Origin of the sequence: Aquabacterium sp., assembly GCF_041909175.1 — a bacterium.
Classification (GTDB): Bacteria; Pseudomonadota; Gammaproteobacteria; order Burkholderiales; family Burkholderiaceae_C; genus Aquabacterium.
In genome coordinates this window covers 210,751-223,278 of sequence record NZ_JAYRDZ010000003.1, presented here as the reverse complement: position 1 = coordinate 223,278, position 12,528 = coordinate 210,751, and the positions used below count along the sequence as shown (strand labels likewise).

Sequence of the window (12,528 nt, the reverse complement as noted above, 5' to 3'; positions counted from 1 at the left end):
GCTCATGGCGCAGGCCGTCGCCTCAGGCGGCGTTGAGCATGCGGGCCAGCAAGGCCCCTTTGTAACGCGCGTCCAGCGGGATGCGCACGTGCAGCGGGCTGCCGGGAGCCACCTCGATGGGCTCGCCATCCATGTTGCGCATGGCGCCCAGCTGGATGATCTCGTTGCCCTGCGGGTGGATCACCTCGATGGTGTCCCCCACGGAGAACTTGTTCTTGACCTCGACTTCAGCCCAGCCATCGTCAATGCCGCGCACCTCGGCCACAAACTGGCTGCGTTGGAACTGCGAGTGCCCGACGATGTAGTTCTGATAGTCCTGCGCGGGACGACGCTCCAGCAGACCGCCGGTGTAGCCGCGGTTGGCCATGCCTTCGAGCTGCAGCAGCAGATCCGGGTTGAACGGACGCCCCGCCGCCGCATCGTCAATGGCCTGACGGTAGACCTGGGCCACACGGGCCACGTAGTACAGCGACTTGGTGCGCCCCTCCACCTTCAGCGAGTCGACACCGATCTTCGCCAGACGCTCGACGTGCTCGACCGCACGCAGGTCCTTCGAGTTCATGATGTAGGTGCCATGCTCATCTTCCATGATGGGCATGAGCTCGCCAGGGCGGCCCGCTTCCTCGATCAGATAGACCTGATCGGCCGCGGGATGCCGCTTGCCATCACCGCAGGCCGAAAACGCCTTCTCGGCATCTTCCTGTTCCTTGGCGAAATTGAAGTCCCCTTCCAGCTTGATGGGGATGACCTCACCGGTGTCGGACGATTGCGTGCCTTGATAGGTGTTGTATTCCCAGCGGCAGGCATTGGTGCAGGTGCCCTGGTTGGGGTCGCGGCGGTTGAAATAGCCCGACAGCAGGCAGCGCCCCGAGTAAGCAATGCACAGTGCCCCGTGCACGAACACCTCCAGCTCCATGTCCGGGCATTCCTGGCGCACTTTCTCGATCTCGTCCAGGCTGAGTTCGCGAGACAGGATGATGCGCTGCACGCCCATCTTCTGCCAGAACTTCACCGTCGCAAAGTTGGTGGTGTTGGCCTGCACCGAGAGGTGAATCGGCACCTCCGGCCATTTTTCCCGCACCATCATGATCAGACCCGGGTCGGCCATGATGATGCCGTCCGGTTTCATGGCAACCACCGGCTCGATGTCACGCAGGTAGGTGCGCACCTTGTCGTTGTGCGCGATCAGGTTGCTGGTGACGTAGAGCTTCTTGCCCCGTGCATGGGCCTCCTGAATGCCCTGCTGCAACTGCTCCAGGCGGAATTCGTTGTTACGGGCACGCAGGGAATAGCGTGGCTGGCCGGCATAGACGGCATCGGCGCCAAAATCGTAGGCGGCGCGCATCTTCTCGAGCGAGCCGGCGGGAAGCAGCAGTTCAGGAGTCGGTCGGGTGGTCATGGGCGCCATTGTGCCCGCGGCCACGCCACCCTGCCAGCATGGGTATTTGCCGGCAGGACATGGGCGGCTGACGGGCTCAGTCGGGACGGAAGCTGCGTACGCTCGCCTCTACGAGGTCGACCGTCAGCGCATCCACCGGATCCCAGTTGAATTCAGGCACGGTGATGATGCCGTGCACCCCACCCAGCAACTGCGCCAGGAAGACCTGCACACACCGCTCCGAGGCCATCTGGCGGATTTGTCCCTTCGCCATGCCTTCCTCGAACACACCGGCCAGCAAGCGACGATGGGACATCGCCAACTCGCCATCGGCAAAGAAGGGCTGATCCAGACCGTCCTGGTCCGCTTTGGCGTGGTACGTGCCTTCGTCCTGGTTCATGAACACCACCCGGTAGTTTTCCGGGTGCGCCAACCAGTAGTGGAACCAGGCCAGACCATAGGCGCGCAGCTTGGACGCGGCATCGGGCTGCACGGCCATGGCCGCTTCCATCTCGGCGAAAACCGCCTTGAAGATGTCAGCCCAGATGAAGCGCAACATGGCCAGCTTGTTGGGGAAATACACATACAGGGTCATGGGCGAACACCCTGCGCGCGCAGCAATCGTGCGCAGGGAGACGCTTTCAAACCCTTCCTCGGCGAAAAGTTGCCGAGCAATGGCCACCACCTCATCACGGAAGGCCGCTTTGGCTTCCGGATTCTTGCGGCGACGCGGCGTGACTGCCGCCGCGGTGTTGTTCTTTTCGATGCTCATACAGACTGCTCGTGACAGATCAGATGTGACGGAGCCGCCTCCATGGGTACCGTAAACTTACGTGTATAATTGGAGGCGGTTTATGTTGACCAGAACCGAACTGTAGCGATGTAATTCTCATTTCCGATAACGGGAAACCACATTTCTGCGACTTGCACGAACCGTACGCAAACGGTTTCGTGCTGATATCGTCTTGCGCCATGCTCCCGACCATCAACGGCGTCAGCCCCAGCCGGCTGTGCCTGCCACCCGGCCATTGGTCCACCCTGCTGGACTACCTTTGCTACAAGCTGCCTGCAGTCACCCGCGAAGACTGGGCCGCCCGCATGCACGCTGGCGAAGTCCTTGACGCCCAAGGCCAGGCACTCCCGCCAGAGACGCCCTACCCGGCTAGGGAAACGGTCTACTACTACCGCAAACTGGCGCACGAACCAGCCATACCCTTCGAGGAAACCATCGTCTTTCAGGACGATTTCCTGGTTGTGGCTGACAAGCCTCACTTTCTGCCCGTCGTGCCATCAGGCCGCTATGTGCAGGAAACCTTACTCGTCCGTCTCAAGCGCAAACTGGGCATCGACACCCTGGTGCCCATGCACCGGATCGACCGCGACACAGCCGGGCTGGTGGTGTTCACCGTGCAACCGGCCACGCGTGCCGCCTATCAGGCCCTGTTCCGTGATCGCCTGGTGAGCAAGACCTACGAAGCAGTTGCCCCCTGGCGCGATGACCTGGTCCTGCCGCAAACCTATCGCAGCCGACTGGTTGAAAGCGAGCGGTTCATGGCCATGCAGGAAGTGGATGGCGAAGCCAATGCCGAAACCACCGTCGAGCTGATTGCACGGACCGGTGCCTGCGCGCACTATCGCCTGCGCCCCCGCACCGGTCAAAAGCACCAGTTGCGCGCCCACATGCATGCGTTGGGCGTGCCCATCATCAACGACCTCATCTATCCGGTGCTGCTGCCAGACGGCATACCTGACTACACGCGCCCCTTGCAGTTGCTGGCGCGCGAACTGAGCTTTGTCGATCCGTACTCAGGTGTCACACGGCGGTTCGAGAGCCAGCGACAGCTCGCCCTTGCGCCGACCTGACACACGCCATCAGGCTGTCGGCAACCCCGCCATGGCTTCACCCATGCGCACGGCCTTGCCTGGCGCCCACTGAGGGTGAAACGCGGCCTGGCTGGCAGGAGCCTTCGGCCACAGCAAAACCACGGTAGAGCCCAGCATGAAGCGGCCCATCTCGTCGCCCTGCTTGAGCTCGATGTGCTGATCGTCGTAACGCCACTCCCGGACCTCGCGGCTGCGCGGTGGGTTGATGGTGCCATGCCACACCGTGGCCATGCTGCCCACGATCGTGGCGCCCACCAATGTCAGCACCATGGGGCCTTCGGCCGTGTCGAACACACACACCACCCGCTCGTTGCGGGCAAACAGACCGGGCACACCGCGGGCCGTGGCGGGATTGACCGAAAACAGCTCACCTGGCACATAGATCATGCGGCGCAAGCGCCCATCGCACGGCATGTGGATGCGGTGGTAGTCACGCGGGCTGAGGTAGATCGTCGCGAAGCGACCATCTTCAAACTGCCGCGCCAACTCGGCATCACCGCCTACCAGGGCCGTCGTGGAATAGCTGTGCCCCTTGGCCTGGAAGATCTGGTCTTTTTCAATGGGCCCGAACTGGCTGATGGCACCGTCTACGGGACACACCTGTGCTGCTGCAGCCAGAGGCCGTGCACCCGACTTCAATGGTCGGGTAAAGAACTCGTTGAAGGTGCTGTAGCTGGCCGGATCCGGGTTGGCCGCCTCGGCCATGTTGACCCCATATCGACCGATGAACCAGCGGATCGCATGGGTGGTCAGCTTGCCGCCCTTGGCAGAGGCCAGACGCCCGGCCAATTCGGTGAGCAACTGCTTGGGCAACACATACTGGGACAGGACGAAGAGACGGTCAGACACGATGACAACCCGGATGACTGGATGGCGCCGATTCTATCGGGCTTGACCTAACGCAAGCCGGTGAACACCTGCCTGATCAGAATGAACTCAGTAATGTCCCTAAGGAGCTGACATGTCCACCAACCTCGATATCACCGCTATCTTGGGCCGTCGCGGCCTCGCCATTCAGCCGTTTGATGTACTGGATGCCTGTCACCAGCAAATGGTGCTTGCCTTGCAGCGCCTGGGAGAACTGGTCGAGATGCTGCAGGAGCGCGGCGTCGATGGGCAGACCCAGGCTCTGGCTCAAGACATCTATCAATTCTTTTCGAACACAGCACGCCAGCACCACCTGGACGAAGAAAAGCATGTGTTCCCTACCCTCCTGTCCAGCGGTGACGATGAACTGGTTCAAGCCACCCGCCGACTGATTCAGGACCATGGCTGGATCGAAGAGGACTGGCTGGAACTGGCGCCCCAACTGGAATCGATTGCAGCGGGCTACACCTGGTATGACCTGGACCAACTGGTTCACGGCATTCCAGTGTTCGCGGCGCTGTATCAGGATCACATGGCACTGGAAGAATCGCTGATCTACCCGGAAGCCAAGGCCCGCATCGCGGCCTGGGATCTGCACGGCATGGGCCGCGAGATGTCCGAGCGCCGCCGCGCATCTGCACGCCCTGAGGCGGCCCAGACTGCCTGATTGCTTGACCACAGGCGCGGCATTGTTCTTGCACTGAAGCAGGTGTCACCGCAACGGATGTCGGAATCCCGACAAAACACCATGCCTTTGTACGACTACCACTGCCCCGCCTGTGACAACCACTTCGAACTGCTGGTGCGGTCGTCAACCGTGCCAACCTGCCCGAAGTGCGGATCGACCAATCTGGAAAAGTGCGTCACGGCCCCTGCAGCACCAGGCAAAAGTGCCGCCATCCTCAAGGCTGCTCGGCAACGAGCGGCGGCCGAGGGGCACATGAGCAACTACAGCCAGAAGGAACGCAGCAAGCTGCTGTCCTGACACACCTGCTGCTTGCCCACGCCAGAAGCCACCCTCTGTGTCAGCGGGTGGCTTCCGTGTTGGTCAGGCGATGGTCATGGCAAACAGCTGGGGTTGCTGCTGCCGGTAGACACGCATCCACATCAAGGTGGCCGGCACCAGTGAGCGCGCGGCAAACACCAGCGCCTCATCCAGCTCGGCACCGCGTGGGCCATCCAGCGTGATGGCACAGCCTTGCAGGCCGTCCCAGTCCACCTCGGGCAACTGACTGCGCCAGGTCTCCGGCAGGCCACTGGCCGCCATGGCCAGCAACTTGAACTGGCGCTCAACCTCGCCGCGGGTCAGGCGGGAGGCGAGTAGTTCCGAGTCTTCCAGACCTTCTGTCAGGGTCAGCACCGCGACCCCGGTTTCATCGATGGTCTTCAGCAAGGCAGCACCGTACATGGTTGTCAAAAGCCCTGCCAGTCTCAAACGAAGGTCAGCACTTCCACCGTGACGGGCTCTTCGCCCAGCGTGGCCTGACAAGCCAGACGGGACTTCGAACCCACGCCCACCATGGTGTCGAGCTTTTCATTTTCCGTGCGCTGAATCTTGGACAGGCCCTTGCGGCCTTCATGCACGAAGACATGACAGGCACCGCACTGGCCCTTGCCTTCGCATTTGCTCATGATGGTGGCGCCAGCTGCCTTCAGGGCAGCCAGCAAGGTGCTACCGGGTTCAGCTTCAAACGTGATACCGGTTGGCATGATCGTGAGGGTCGTCATGGTTTTCTCCTTGTGTGCAAGATCAAAGACAGGGGGGAAATGTGTTCAGGCTGTGGCCAGCATGGCTGCCACTTCGGCCAGAGGCAGATCAATGCGGGTCACGTTGTTTTCTTCCAGGAAGCGCGCCTCCATGCGGGTAGGCGGCTCGGGCAGCACAGCCCAGTGCCGATCGCTGGAGCGCTTCATGATCTGGCGGGCAAAGCTGCGGGTCAGCTGGTCGTTGAAGCGGCAGCCCAGGAACAGGAAAGACTTGCCCGTACGCAAGGTCTGCACCTCGGTCGGAATCGGGGTCTGGATGTCGATCTCGGTCAGCACCTCGACATAGTCGGAGTCCGACACCAGGTAGTTGCCTGCCGGGCTGTGACCGCCAATCGGTCGGTACACCAGCGAACTCCAGTCCTTCCCGTACGACTCGGCCAGTTGGCCCTGTGCGTCATAGAAGGCCGTCCACGTGCCAAAGTGCTCGGACTGCGACAGGCCTTGCGCCTGTCCCCAGTCCCCTTGCGGACGCTCCAGCTCATAAGCCTTGGTCAAGGTGTCGTCATACCAGCTCTCAACGATGAGCGGTGCCCCCGTGCGGGCCAGCCAGCGGTGAAATGCGCTGGGCTCGGGTACCGCCGTGAAGGCCTCGTTCATCAGGGTCACGATGGTCTTGCGGTGCTTGAAGTTCTCGATGAACTGCGCCGCCTGGGTCAGCCGATTGCGAATCTTGTGCGGCACGGTGGCCTTGACCACCAGCCTGGCCACCAGGGCTTCCGGTGTCGTCGGCACCAGGGGCTCGGGAATCAGGCTCAGCACGCCCGGCCCCAGATAGGGCACGATGCGGCGGGCCTGCAGCCCTTGCTGGATGTCGGTCAGCCACGTGTCGGTGGCGGCGGGGGCGGTGGTCACGGTCATGGGGGTGCTCCGGTTTGCGATGTCAGTAGATGGCCGCCCCGGCCCCGACATTCACCGAGGCATCCTTGAGCGTCTTGACGATGAACTTGACTTCATCCTGGTCAATGTGGGCATGGAAAGGCAGGCACATCGAGCGGTCTGCAATGCGCTCGGTGTTGGGCAATTGCCCACGCTTGTTGCCTTGCTGCTGGTAATGGAACTGCTGGTGCAGTGGCATGCAGTAAATGGCGCACTCCACCGCGTTCGAGTCCATGTCGTCGATGATCTGGTTGCGGGCACTGCCGGTGAAGCGCTTGCCCAGGTGGATCTTGTAGAGCATCCAGTGCACCTCGTCGATGTGCTCGGCCAGGTACGGTGGTTTGATGCCTTCGAAGCTCTGCATTTCGAGGTGGTACCAGGCTTCCACCTGCTTGCGCTTGGTCAGGATCTCGTCGATGCGACCCAGTTGCGCCAGGCCCAGGGCGGCATCCAGATCGCTCATGGTGGCCTGCCAGGGCACCCGGCTACCCACCGAGACCGAGGTCCGGTCTTTCACCTTGCGCTCGAGCAGGTAGCCCACCTCGCTGGCCAGATGGGCATCATCGGTCACCACCATGGCGCCCTGCCCACAGCACAGGGCGGAGGGCTGCGAAAAATCGAAGATGGCCGCGTCACCAAAGCTGCCCACGAGCTGCCCCTGGTAGCGAGAGCCAATGGCTTCGGTGCTGTCTTCGATCAGCTTGATGCCATGCCGGTCAGCCAGTTCACGCAACGCGGCCCAGTCTGCCGGGTGGCCATTGATGTTGCTGGCCAGAATGGCCTTGGTCGCCGGCGTGATTTTTTCTGCCGCCTTCACCGGGTCGATGCAGCCGCACCAGTAATCGATGTCGGCCAGCACCGTGGTGGCTCCCACGATGTCGATGGCGTGGGCGATCTGGTGCCAGGCATAGCCCGTGGTGATGACCTCGTCGCCCGGGCCAATGCCCCAGGCCTTGAGCACCAGGCACAGGCCCAATGTGCCGCTGGTCACGGCCACGGCATGGGGCCGCGACAACCAGCGGGCATAGGCTTCTTCGAAGGCCTGCACGACCGGCCCGCCGGACAGGTCGCTGCTGCGCAGGGACATCACCACGGCTTCCAGTTCGTCCGTGGTGACGTCGGGGTCCGACAAGGCGATCCAGTCGAGTTCTTCTTCCATGGTGTGACTCCTTGAGGTGGTCCCGGATCAGGCCTGCGTCAGCACGAAGGCCGAAGCCTGGGCGGGCTCGACCGTGACGGACCAGCAGTGCCCGTCGGTTGACATCAGATACAGCGCGCGGTCTGCTACACGGGCCGCAGGCGTCTCACGGCGCATGTCGAAGGCATCGAGCACCGTGACGTGCAGGGGGGCCATCTGCTCGCGCAATGCGGCTGCGGCTGCCCGCACACTGGCGGCTTCCCCCAGCACCTTGACTGCGGTATCGAGCTGTTCGGTGGTGATGCTCATGCCGACCTCCTGCTTTACTCGTCGCCCGACGAGGTGCGCTTGGCTTCCACCGTGATGGGCAGGCTGGTACCTTCAGCCATCTCGGGCAAAGCGAGTTGCCAGCCATTGGCCAGGGTCACCGTGCCACCCCACATCTCCGGACGCTCCATCGAGACGATGGGCTCTTCCAGATCCTTCTTGGGCACATAGGCAGACAGCGTGCCATTGGCGGCCTTGCGGATCATGACTTTCATGCAAACACTCCTGGTGGGGCTATGGATGGTTGGGAATCGGGGGTGGCACGGGCCTCGGCCATGAGCGGGGCCAGTTCGGCGCTGAGGCTGGCCATCAGCTGATCGATCTGCGGGGACTGCAGGTCATCGGGCAAGGACAGGCGAACTGCACACAGCGCCTCTTCGCGGGAAACGCCCATGGCCGTCAACACATGCGAGGGCTCATTGCCACCAGCCGAACAGGCTGCACCTGACGAAGCCATCACACCCAGGCGCTCCAGCCGTTGCAGCACGACGTCGGCATGTACACGCCCGAAGCGCAGGTAGCTGGTGTTGGGCAAACGGGTCTGTACCTGCCCAAACACCACCGTACCTGGCAGGCGACTCAGCAAGCCCTGCTCCAGGCGATCACGCATGGCGGCCAACGCCGATGCCCGCGTGACCCAGGCCTCGGCTGACAGCGTCAGCGCCTCAGCGGCCACTGCGAAGCCGTGGATGCCGGGCAGGTTCTCGGTGCCGCCGCGTCGCGCCCGCTCCTGCGAGCCCTGGAACAGCACTGGCCAGTTCAGCCCCTGGCGCACCAGCAAGGCACCGATGCCCTTGGGGCCATGAAATTTGTGTGCGGAAACCGATGCCAGGTCAGCACCACTGCGTGCAAAGTCAAACGGCAGCTTGCCCACCAACTGGGTGGCGTCAACGTGCAACATAGCGCCACGCTCGTGTGCCAGGCGTGCCAGCTCGCCAATGGGCATCAGCACACCGGTCTCGTTGTTGGCCGCCATCACCGACACCAGCGCCACATCGTCACGAATCAGTTCGGCGGCATGCGCCAGGTCCAGCTCGCCATCAGGCGTGAGCCGGATCATGTCCACGGTGACGCCAGGGAGTCCTGCCAGATGGCGCGCCAGTTTCATCACGCCGGCGTGCTCACCCGCGCTCACCACCAGCCGCATGCGGTTGTTGAAGCCGATCCCGCCACGCAAAGCCATGTGATTGGCTTCCGTGGCACCACTGGTGAACACGACTTCGGCAGGCTTGCAGCCCAGGAAGCGCGCCACCTTGCCGCGGTCCGCAACCAGCAGTTGTTTCGACAATTGCCCTTGCGCGTGTGTAGATGACGCGTTGGCCCAATGCCCCTGCATGGCATCGAACACTGCCTGCATCACCGCTGCTGCAGGCGGCGTGGTGGCGTTGCTGTCCAGGTAGAGATTCAGTGCACTCATGGCCAGAACACCCTTTCTGCATCCACACAGATCACGTCCAGCAAAACCTGCAACTGATCGGACTCTTCCTGCAAGATCCAGGCGTGGTTGGCGTGGTCGCGCGAGTACACACGCCAGCCTTCTTCGATGGGCTGAAGCCACGCGATCTCGATGACACCACCGTCCGGGTCCACATTGCGAGAGCAACAAGGGCTGGTGATCATGTAGCCGGCATCCACCCGGTCCACATGCGGCTGCACATAGCGGTAGCGCACCCGCTCACGCAGCGCGCGCTGTATGCGGCGGCGGTCCAGGTCCAGCACGGATCCTCGGGACGAACGCTGCATCACGGCCATCTCCGCCACCTCGCTTCGGCCTGGATCAGGGTGCACCAGGCCGACTGTCATCAGCCGGCTGCGGCACCTGTCCACGGGCTTCGGTGACCATGTTGCGCAACTCCTGCAGCAGCATGATTTCCTCTTCGACGCAACCGACCACGGTGCCATCGAAGTCGACCATGTAGACCGGCTGATTGGCCTCTTCATGGTGCCCGACCTGCACGATCTCGCCTTCGCTGCCCACTTCGGCCAGCACGGCATCGTCCGGCCGTTCAGGGTAGGTGCCGTCGTTGATCAGGTCGACCAGGGCCACCACTCGCTGGCCCCATTGATACAGTGCTTCACGCGGTTCGATCATCATGGCTGACCTCATCTCAGGTTCTGAAGCTCGTCGGCACGCTCGCCCAGTTGAGCAAGGATGTCTTCGGGCAGGTTGTCGAGCGTCATCAGCTCTTTGGCACGCATGCCAACCCGATAGCCGTGCTCGGTGAACTCGACGGCATAGATGTAGAACTGCTGCAGGAAGGTGCCAATCGACACCACGTAGCCGATGTCGCCCTTCTTGACCAGGACATCTCCGATGTCCTTGCCGTTGAAAGTGCCGTCGTTGCGGATCGTGCTGCGACTCACCACACGCTCTCCGTAATGGAAGCGTGGCGGCTCGGCCACCTCGATCACATCGTCATCACGGGCGATATCAACCATGGGCTTCTCCTGGGTTGTTCACAGCGTCACCGGGCATCAGACGTTGGCGAGCCGCCTGACGAATCTCGTCATCAGGGTCCTTCAGCAACCACACCAACACGTCACGTTGGGCACGCTGGGCCACTTCCCAGCGGACCAGCAAATCGGTATCGCGGGCCAATTGGCCCAGCAAGGGCGCCGGCAGGCGCTCGGCCACCACACGGCGCACCACATCAGAGGGGTCGTCGATCAGACGCATCAGCGCGGGCATCTCGATGCGCTGGGCCACCTCTTCGCGCACTTCGCTTTCCACATCGCTGACCAGCAAGGGCAGCAAGGCCACGGGCAGGCGACGCGCCACCACCTGGCGCACGGCATAGTCGTCGTCGTGGATCATGGAAGACAGGTTGGCCGTGTCCAGGCGCTGGGCCACGCGGATGCGCACTTCACGATGCGGGTCATGACACAGTCGCATGAGCTGACGCTGCGGCAATCGCAAGGCCAGTTGCAGCCGCACGGTTTCATCCGGGTCGTTGATCAACTCCGGCAAGCGAAACACATCGGCGAACCGGGAAGCAATGGCACGAACTTCGAAATAGGGGTGGTCCAGCAGCTCGTTGGCGAGTTGCGGATTCCAGTGCATGAAGCGGTCAATGCGGCGGGCATAGCAGTCCTGCACACAGGACCGGCCCAGCTCGCACCGCCCGGCTTCCAGCAGCGCGCGGTAGGCGCAACTGGTGCAGTCCAGTGCCTGGCCTTGCCAATCCATGGGTGCGATGTCGCCACCTGGTGCCGTGGCGGTCGGTGCAGACGTGTCCATAGCCATCATGGGGCGCTCCAGCCGCGCGGTGAAGGGGCTGCAGAAGCCTGCGGATGCAGCACGGTGCTGTCATCATCGTCATCCAACAGCCCTGCCTCGGCGCGCGCCAGCACCTGGGCCAGCACCGCCCCACCCACGCGGTCCTGCGGGTCCAACGTCTGCAGCACCTGCAAGGCACGGCGTCCCAGTTCCAGATCGCCCAGGCGCAGGCTCAGATAGGCCAGGCCTTTGAGCGTGAACAAATAGAAGCGCACGGAGGGGTCGAAGCGCGCTTGTTCATCGGTGATGGGCGCGCTCAGCACCAGTTCATCGTCGCAGGGGCGGTCTTCAGGTGCGCCCGAGACAATGGCCTCGCGAGCCACGCGCAGTGACGCCCAGGCCACTTCACGCGCCGCGCGCAAGTCATGTCCGTAAAAATGGAAACGGTAGAGGGCGATCAGGGTGGCCGGATGCCGTGGTGCCAGCGCCCTGGCTTCCATCAGCAAGGGCAAGGCACGGTCACGATCCTGACGGATCAACCCCGCGTCACGGATCAGCGCCTCAACCTCGGCAGGCAGCCCGCCGCCCAGCACGGCGACATCGAAGTCGCCTTCCGCATCGAACGGTGCCGGGGGCGTCATGGTGGCCTGCCTTGTGCGAATCAGTTCACCGGCCGAGGCATCGACGAACGGATCGAGGCAATCTCGATCTTCGCGACGCTGGGCGGCGAAGTGCTGGCACTGTCACCGCTGCTGCTGCAACCGCAGGCACCGGCATTCGGGTTGAAGAAAGTCAGGCCGGACTGGGTGGGCGTGTCGGCAAAGTCCACGGTCACCCCGTCCAGCATCAGTCGACTTTGTGCCGGCAGGAACAGGTTCATGCCGTTGATGTCGAACACCTGATCCCCATCCTGGGGAGCCGCTTCCACCGTGAATTCGGAGCTGTAGCCAGAGCAACCGCCCGGCGTCACGGTGAGACGGAACCCTGCTGTGGTGGGCAGGCCGGAGAACCGCACCATGCGCTTCATGAAGCGCTCTGCGGCCTGTGTCACGGTCATGTTGGGGATCATGGTGA

The 12,528-nt window shown here is 62.8% G+C and carries 19 protein-coding genes; 3 read left to right on the top strand and 16 right to left on the bottom strand.

Annotated elements, in window-relative coordinates; translation table 11 throughout:
• Positions 1-22: 22 nt before the first annotated feature.
• Together yegQ and ACE3PH_RS06055 are read right to left on the bottom strand one after the other, a co-directional pair.
• A complete protein-coding gene (yegQ, locus tag ACE3PH_RS06060; RefSeq protein ID WP_374317098.1) occupies positions 23-1,399 on the bottom strand; it encodes a tRNA 5-hydroxyuridine modification protein YegQ in 1,377 nt (458 codons plus the stop codon).
• 76 nt (positions 1,400-1,475) lie between these two features.
• Complete coding sequence (locus tag ACE3PH_RS06055; RefSeq protein ID WP_374317097.1) at positions 1,476-2,150, bottom strand: TetR/AcrR family transcriptional regulator; 675 nt, start codon at positions 2,148-2,150, stop codon at positions 1,476-1,478.
• A gap of 200 nt (positions 2,151-2,350) precedes the next feature.
• Here ACE3PH_RS06055 and ACE3PH_RS06050 point away from each other — a divergent pair, with 200 nt between their 5' ends.
• Positions 2,351-3,241 carry a pseudouridine synthase gene (locus ACE3PH_RS06050; RefSeq protein WP_374317096.1) on the top strand — a complete coding sequence of 297 codons (891 nt, stop codon included), beginning with the start codon at positions 2,351-2,353 and terminating at the stop codon, positions 3,239-3,241.
• Positions 3,242-3,250: 9 nt separating this feature from the next.
• Here ACE3PH_RS06050 and asd read toward each other — a convergent pair whose 3' ends face one another.
• On the bottom strand, positions 3,251-4,111 hold the full coding sequence (gene asd, locus ACE3PH_RS06045) for an archaetidylserine decarboxylase (RefSeq protein WP_374317095.1): 861 nt from the start codon (positions 4,109-4,111) through the stop codon (positions 3,251-3,253).
• 112 nt (positions 4,112-4,223) lie between these two features.
• Between asd and ACE3PH_RS06040 the strand changes: the two genes are divergently transcribed.
• The gene (locus ACE3PH_RS06040; protein WP_374317094.1) at positions 4,224-4,796 is read left to right on the top strand and encodes a hemerythrin domain-containing protein; all 573 of its coding nucleotides are present in this window, start codon (positions 4,224-4,226) and stop codon (positions 4,794-4,796) included.
• A 57-nt stretch (positions 4,797-4,853) separates the two neighbouring features.
• A complete protein-coding gene (locus tag ACE3PH_RS06035; protein ID WP_374317093.1) occupies positions 4,854-5,114 on the top strand; it encodes a zinc ribbon domain-containing protein in 261 nt (86 codons plus the stop codon).
• Positions 5,115-5,177: 63 nt separating this feature from the next.
• Here ACE3PH_RS06035 and ACE3PH_RS06030 read toward each other — a convergent pair whose 3' ends face one another.
• Genes ACE3PH_RS06030 through ACE3PH_RS05970 form a run of 13 tightly spaced genes read right to left on the bottom strand, consistent with a single transcriptional unit; the run spans position 5,178 to position 12,523 of the window.
• Entirely contained in the window at positions 5,178-5,537 is a 360-nt protein-coding gene (locus tag ACE3PH_RS06030) for a hypothetical protein (protein WP_374317092.1), read from the bottom strand.
• Between the two features lie 23 nt (positions 5,538-5,560).
• Positions 5,561-5,857: a 2Fe-2S iron-sulfur cluster-binding protein gene (locus ACE3PH_RS06025; RefSeq protein ID WP_374317091.1), complete on the bottom strand. Its 297-nt coding sequence runs from the start codon at positions 5,855-5,857 to the stop codon at positions 5,561-5,563.
• Positions 5,858-5,902: 45 nt separating this feature from the next.
• Positions 5,903-6,754, bottom strand: coding sequence for an SIR2 family protein (locus ACE3PH_RS06020; protein ID WP_374317090.1), 852 nt, complete (start codon positions 6,752-6,754; stop codon positions 5,903-5,905).
• Positions 6,755-6,776: 22 nt separating this feature from the next.
• Complete coding sequence (locus tag ACE3PH_RS06015; protein ID WP_374317089.1) at positions 6,777-7,931, bottom strand: DegT/DnrJ/EryC1/StrS family aminotransferase; 1,155 nt, start codon at positions 7,929-7,931, stop codon at positions 6,777-6,779.
• Positions 7,932-7,958: 27 nt separating this feature from the next.
• On the bottom strand, positions 7,959-8,219 hold the full coding sequence (locus tag ACE3PH_RS06010) for a hypothetical protein (RefSeq protein ID WP_374317088.1): 261 nt from the start codon (positions 8,217-8,219) through the stop codon (positions 7,959-7,961).
• Positions 8,220-8,233: 14 nt separating this feature from the next.
• The gene (gene nifT / locus ACE3PH_RS06005) at positions 8,234-8,452 is read right to left on the bottom strand and encodes a putative nitrogen fixation protein NifT (RefSeq protein WP_374317087.1); all 219 of its coding nucleotides are present in this window, start codon (positions 8,450-8,452) and stop codon (positions 8,234-8,236) included.
• Positions 8,449-9,654, bottom strand: a complete 1,206-nt coding sequence (locus ACE3PH_RS06000) for a cysteine desulfurase family protein (protein WP_374317086.1) — start codon at positions 9,652-9,654, stop codon at positions 8,449-8,451. The genes nifT and ACE3PH_RS06000 overlap by 4 nt, the downstream gene beginning before the upstream one ends.
• A complete protein-coding gene (locus ACE3PH_RS05995; protein ID WP_374317085.1) occupies positions 9,651-10,040 on the bottom strand; it encodes a hypothetical protein in 390 nt (129 codons plus the stop codon). Before ACE3PH_RS05995 ends, ACE3PH_RS06000 begins: the two co-directional genes overlap by 4 nt.
• Positions 10,015-10,332, bottom strand: a complete 318-nt coding sequence (locus ACE3PH_RS05990) for a nitrogen fixation protein NifZ (protein WP_374317084.1) — start codon at positions 10,330-10,332, stop codon at positions 10,015-10,017. The genes ACE3PH_RS05995 and ACE3PH_RS05990 overlap by 26 nt, the downstream gene beginning before the upstream one ends.
• A gap of 8 nt (positions 10,333-10,340) precedes the next feature.
• A complete protein-coding gene (locus ACE3PH_RS05985) occupies positions 10,341-10,676 on the bottom strand; it encodes a nitrogen fixation protein NifZ (protein ID WP_374317083.1) in 336 nt (111 codons plus the stop codon).
• Positions 10,669-11,484 (bottom strand): 4Fe4S-binding leucine-rich repeat protein, encoded by an 816-nt coding sequence (locus ACE3PH_RS05980; protein WP_374317082.1) that lies wholly within the window; start codon positions 11,482-11,484, stop codon positions 10,669-10,671. Before ACE3PH_RS05980 ends, ACE3PH_RS05985 begins: the two co-directional genes overlap by 8 nt.
• A complete protein-coding gene (locus ACE3PH_RS05975; protein WP_374317081.1) occupies positions 11,481-12,095 on the bottom strand; it encodes a hypothetical protein in 615 nt (204 codons plus the stop codon). The genes ACE3PH_RS05980 and ACE3PH_RS05975 overlap by 4 nt, the downstream gene beginning before the upstream one ends.
• A gap of 20 nt (positions 12,096-12,115) precedes the next feature.
• Positions 12,116-12,523: a HesB/IscA family protein gene (locus ACE3PH_RS05970; RefSeq protein ID WP_374317080.1), complete on the bottom strand. Its 408-nt coding sequence runs from the start codon at positions 12,521-12,523 to the stop codon at positions 12,116-12,118.
• Between the last annotated feature and the right edge of the window lie 5 nt (positions 12,524-12,528).

Excerpts from the sequence above, each read along its gene's own strand:
- yegQ (WP_374317098.1), bottom strand. The coding sequence starts at position 1,399 with ATGACCACCCGACCGACTCCTGAACTGCTGCTTCCCGCCGGCTCGCTC.
- ACE3PH_RS05985 (WP_374317083.1), bottom strand. The coding sequence starts at position 10,676 with ATGGTTGATATCGCCCGTGATGACGATGTGATCGAGGTGGCCGAGCCG.
- ACE3PH_RS06015 (WP_374317089.1), bottom strand. The coding sequence starts at position 7,931 with ATGGAAGAAGAACTCGACTGGATCGCCTTGTCGGACCCCGACGTCACC.
- ACE3PH_RS06025 (WP_374317091.1), bottom strand. The coding sequence starts at position 5,857 with ATGACGACCCTCACGATCATGCCAACCGGTATCACGTTTGAAGCTGAA.
- ACE3PH_RS06020 (WP_374317090.1), bottom strand. The coding sequence starts at position 6,754 with ATGACCGTGACCACCGCCCCCGCCGCCACCGACACGTGGCTGACCGAC.
- ACE3PH_RS05970 (WP_374317080.1), bottom strand. The coding sequence starts at position 12,523 with ATGATCCCCAACATGACCGTGACACAGGCCGCAGAGCGCTTCATGAAG.
- ACE3PH_RS06010 (WP_374317088.1), bottom strand. The coding sequence starts at position 8,219 with ATGAGCATCACCACCGAACAGCTCGATACCGCAGTCAAGGTGCTGGGG.
- ACE3PH_RS05990 (WP_374317084.1), bottom strand. The coding sequence starts at position 10,332 with ATGATGATCGAACCGCGTGAAGCACTGTATCAATGGGGCCAGCGAGTG.
- ACE3PH_RS05995 (WP_374317085.1), bottom strand. The coding sequence starts at position 10,040 with ATGACAGTCGGCCTGGTGCACCCTGATCCAGGCCGAAGCGAGGTGGCG.
- ACE3PH_RS05980 (WP_374317082.1), bottom strand. The coding sequence starts at position 11,484 with ATGATGGCTATGGACACGTCTGCACCGACCGCCACGGCACCAGGTGGC.
- nifT (WP_374317087.1), bottom strand. The coding sequence starts at position 8,452 with ATGAAAGTCATGATCCGCAAGGCCGCCAATGGCACGCTGTCTGCCTAT.
- ACE3PH_RS06035 (WP_374317093.1), top strand. The coding sequence starts at position 4,854 with ATGTCGGAATCCCGACAAAACACCATGCCTTTGTACGACTACCACTGC.
- ACE3PH_RS06055 (WP_374317097.1), bottom strand. The coding sequence starts at position 2,150 with ATGAGCATCGAAAAGAACAACACCGCGGCGGCAGTCACGCCGCGTCGC.
- ACE3PH_RS06040 (WP_374317094.1), top strand. The coding sequence starts at position 4,224 with ATGTCCACCAACCTCGATATCACCGCTATCTTGGGCCGTCGCGGCCTC.
- ACE3PH_RS06000 (WP_374317086.1), bottom strand. The coding sequence starts at position 9,654 with ATGAGTGCACTGAATCTCTACCTGGACAGCAACGCCACCACGCCGCCT.
- ACE3PH_RS05975 (WP_374317081.1), bottom strand. The coding sequence starts at position 12,095 with ATGACGCCCCCGGCACCGTTCGATGCGGAAGGCGACTTCGATGTCGCC.
- ACE3PH_RS06030 (WP_374317092.1), bottom strand. The coding sequence starts at position 5,537 with ATGTACGGTGCTGCCTTGCTGAAGACCATCGATGAAACCGGGGTCGCG.
- ACE3PH_RS06050 (WP_374317096.1), top strand. The coding sequence starts at position 2,351 with ATGCTCCCGACCATCAACGGCGTCAGCCCCAGCCGGCTGTGCCTGCCA.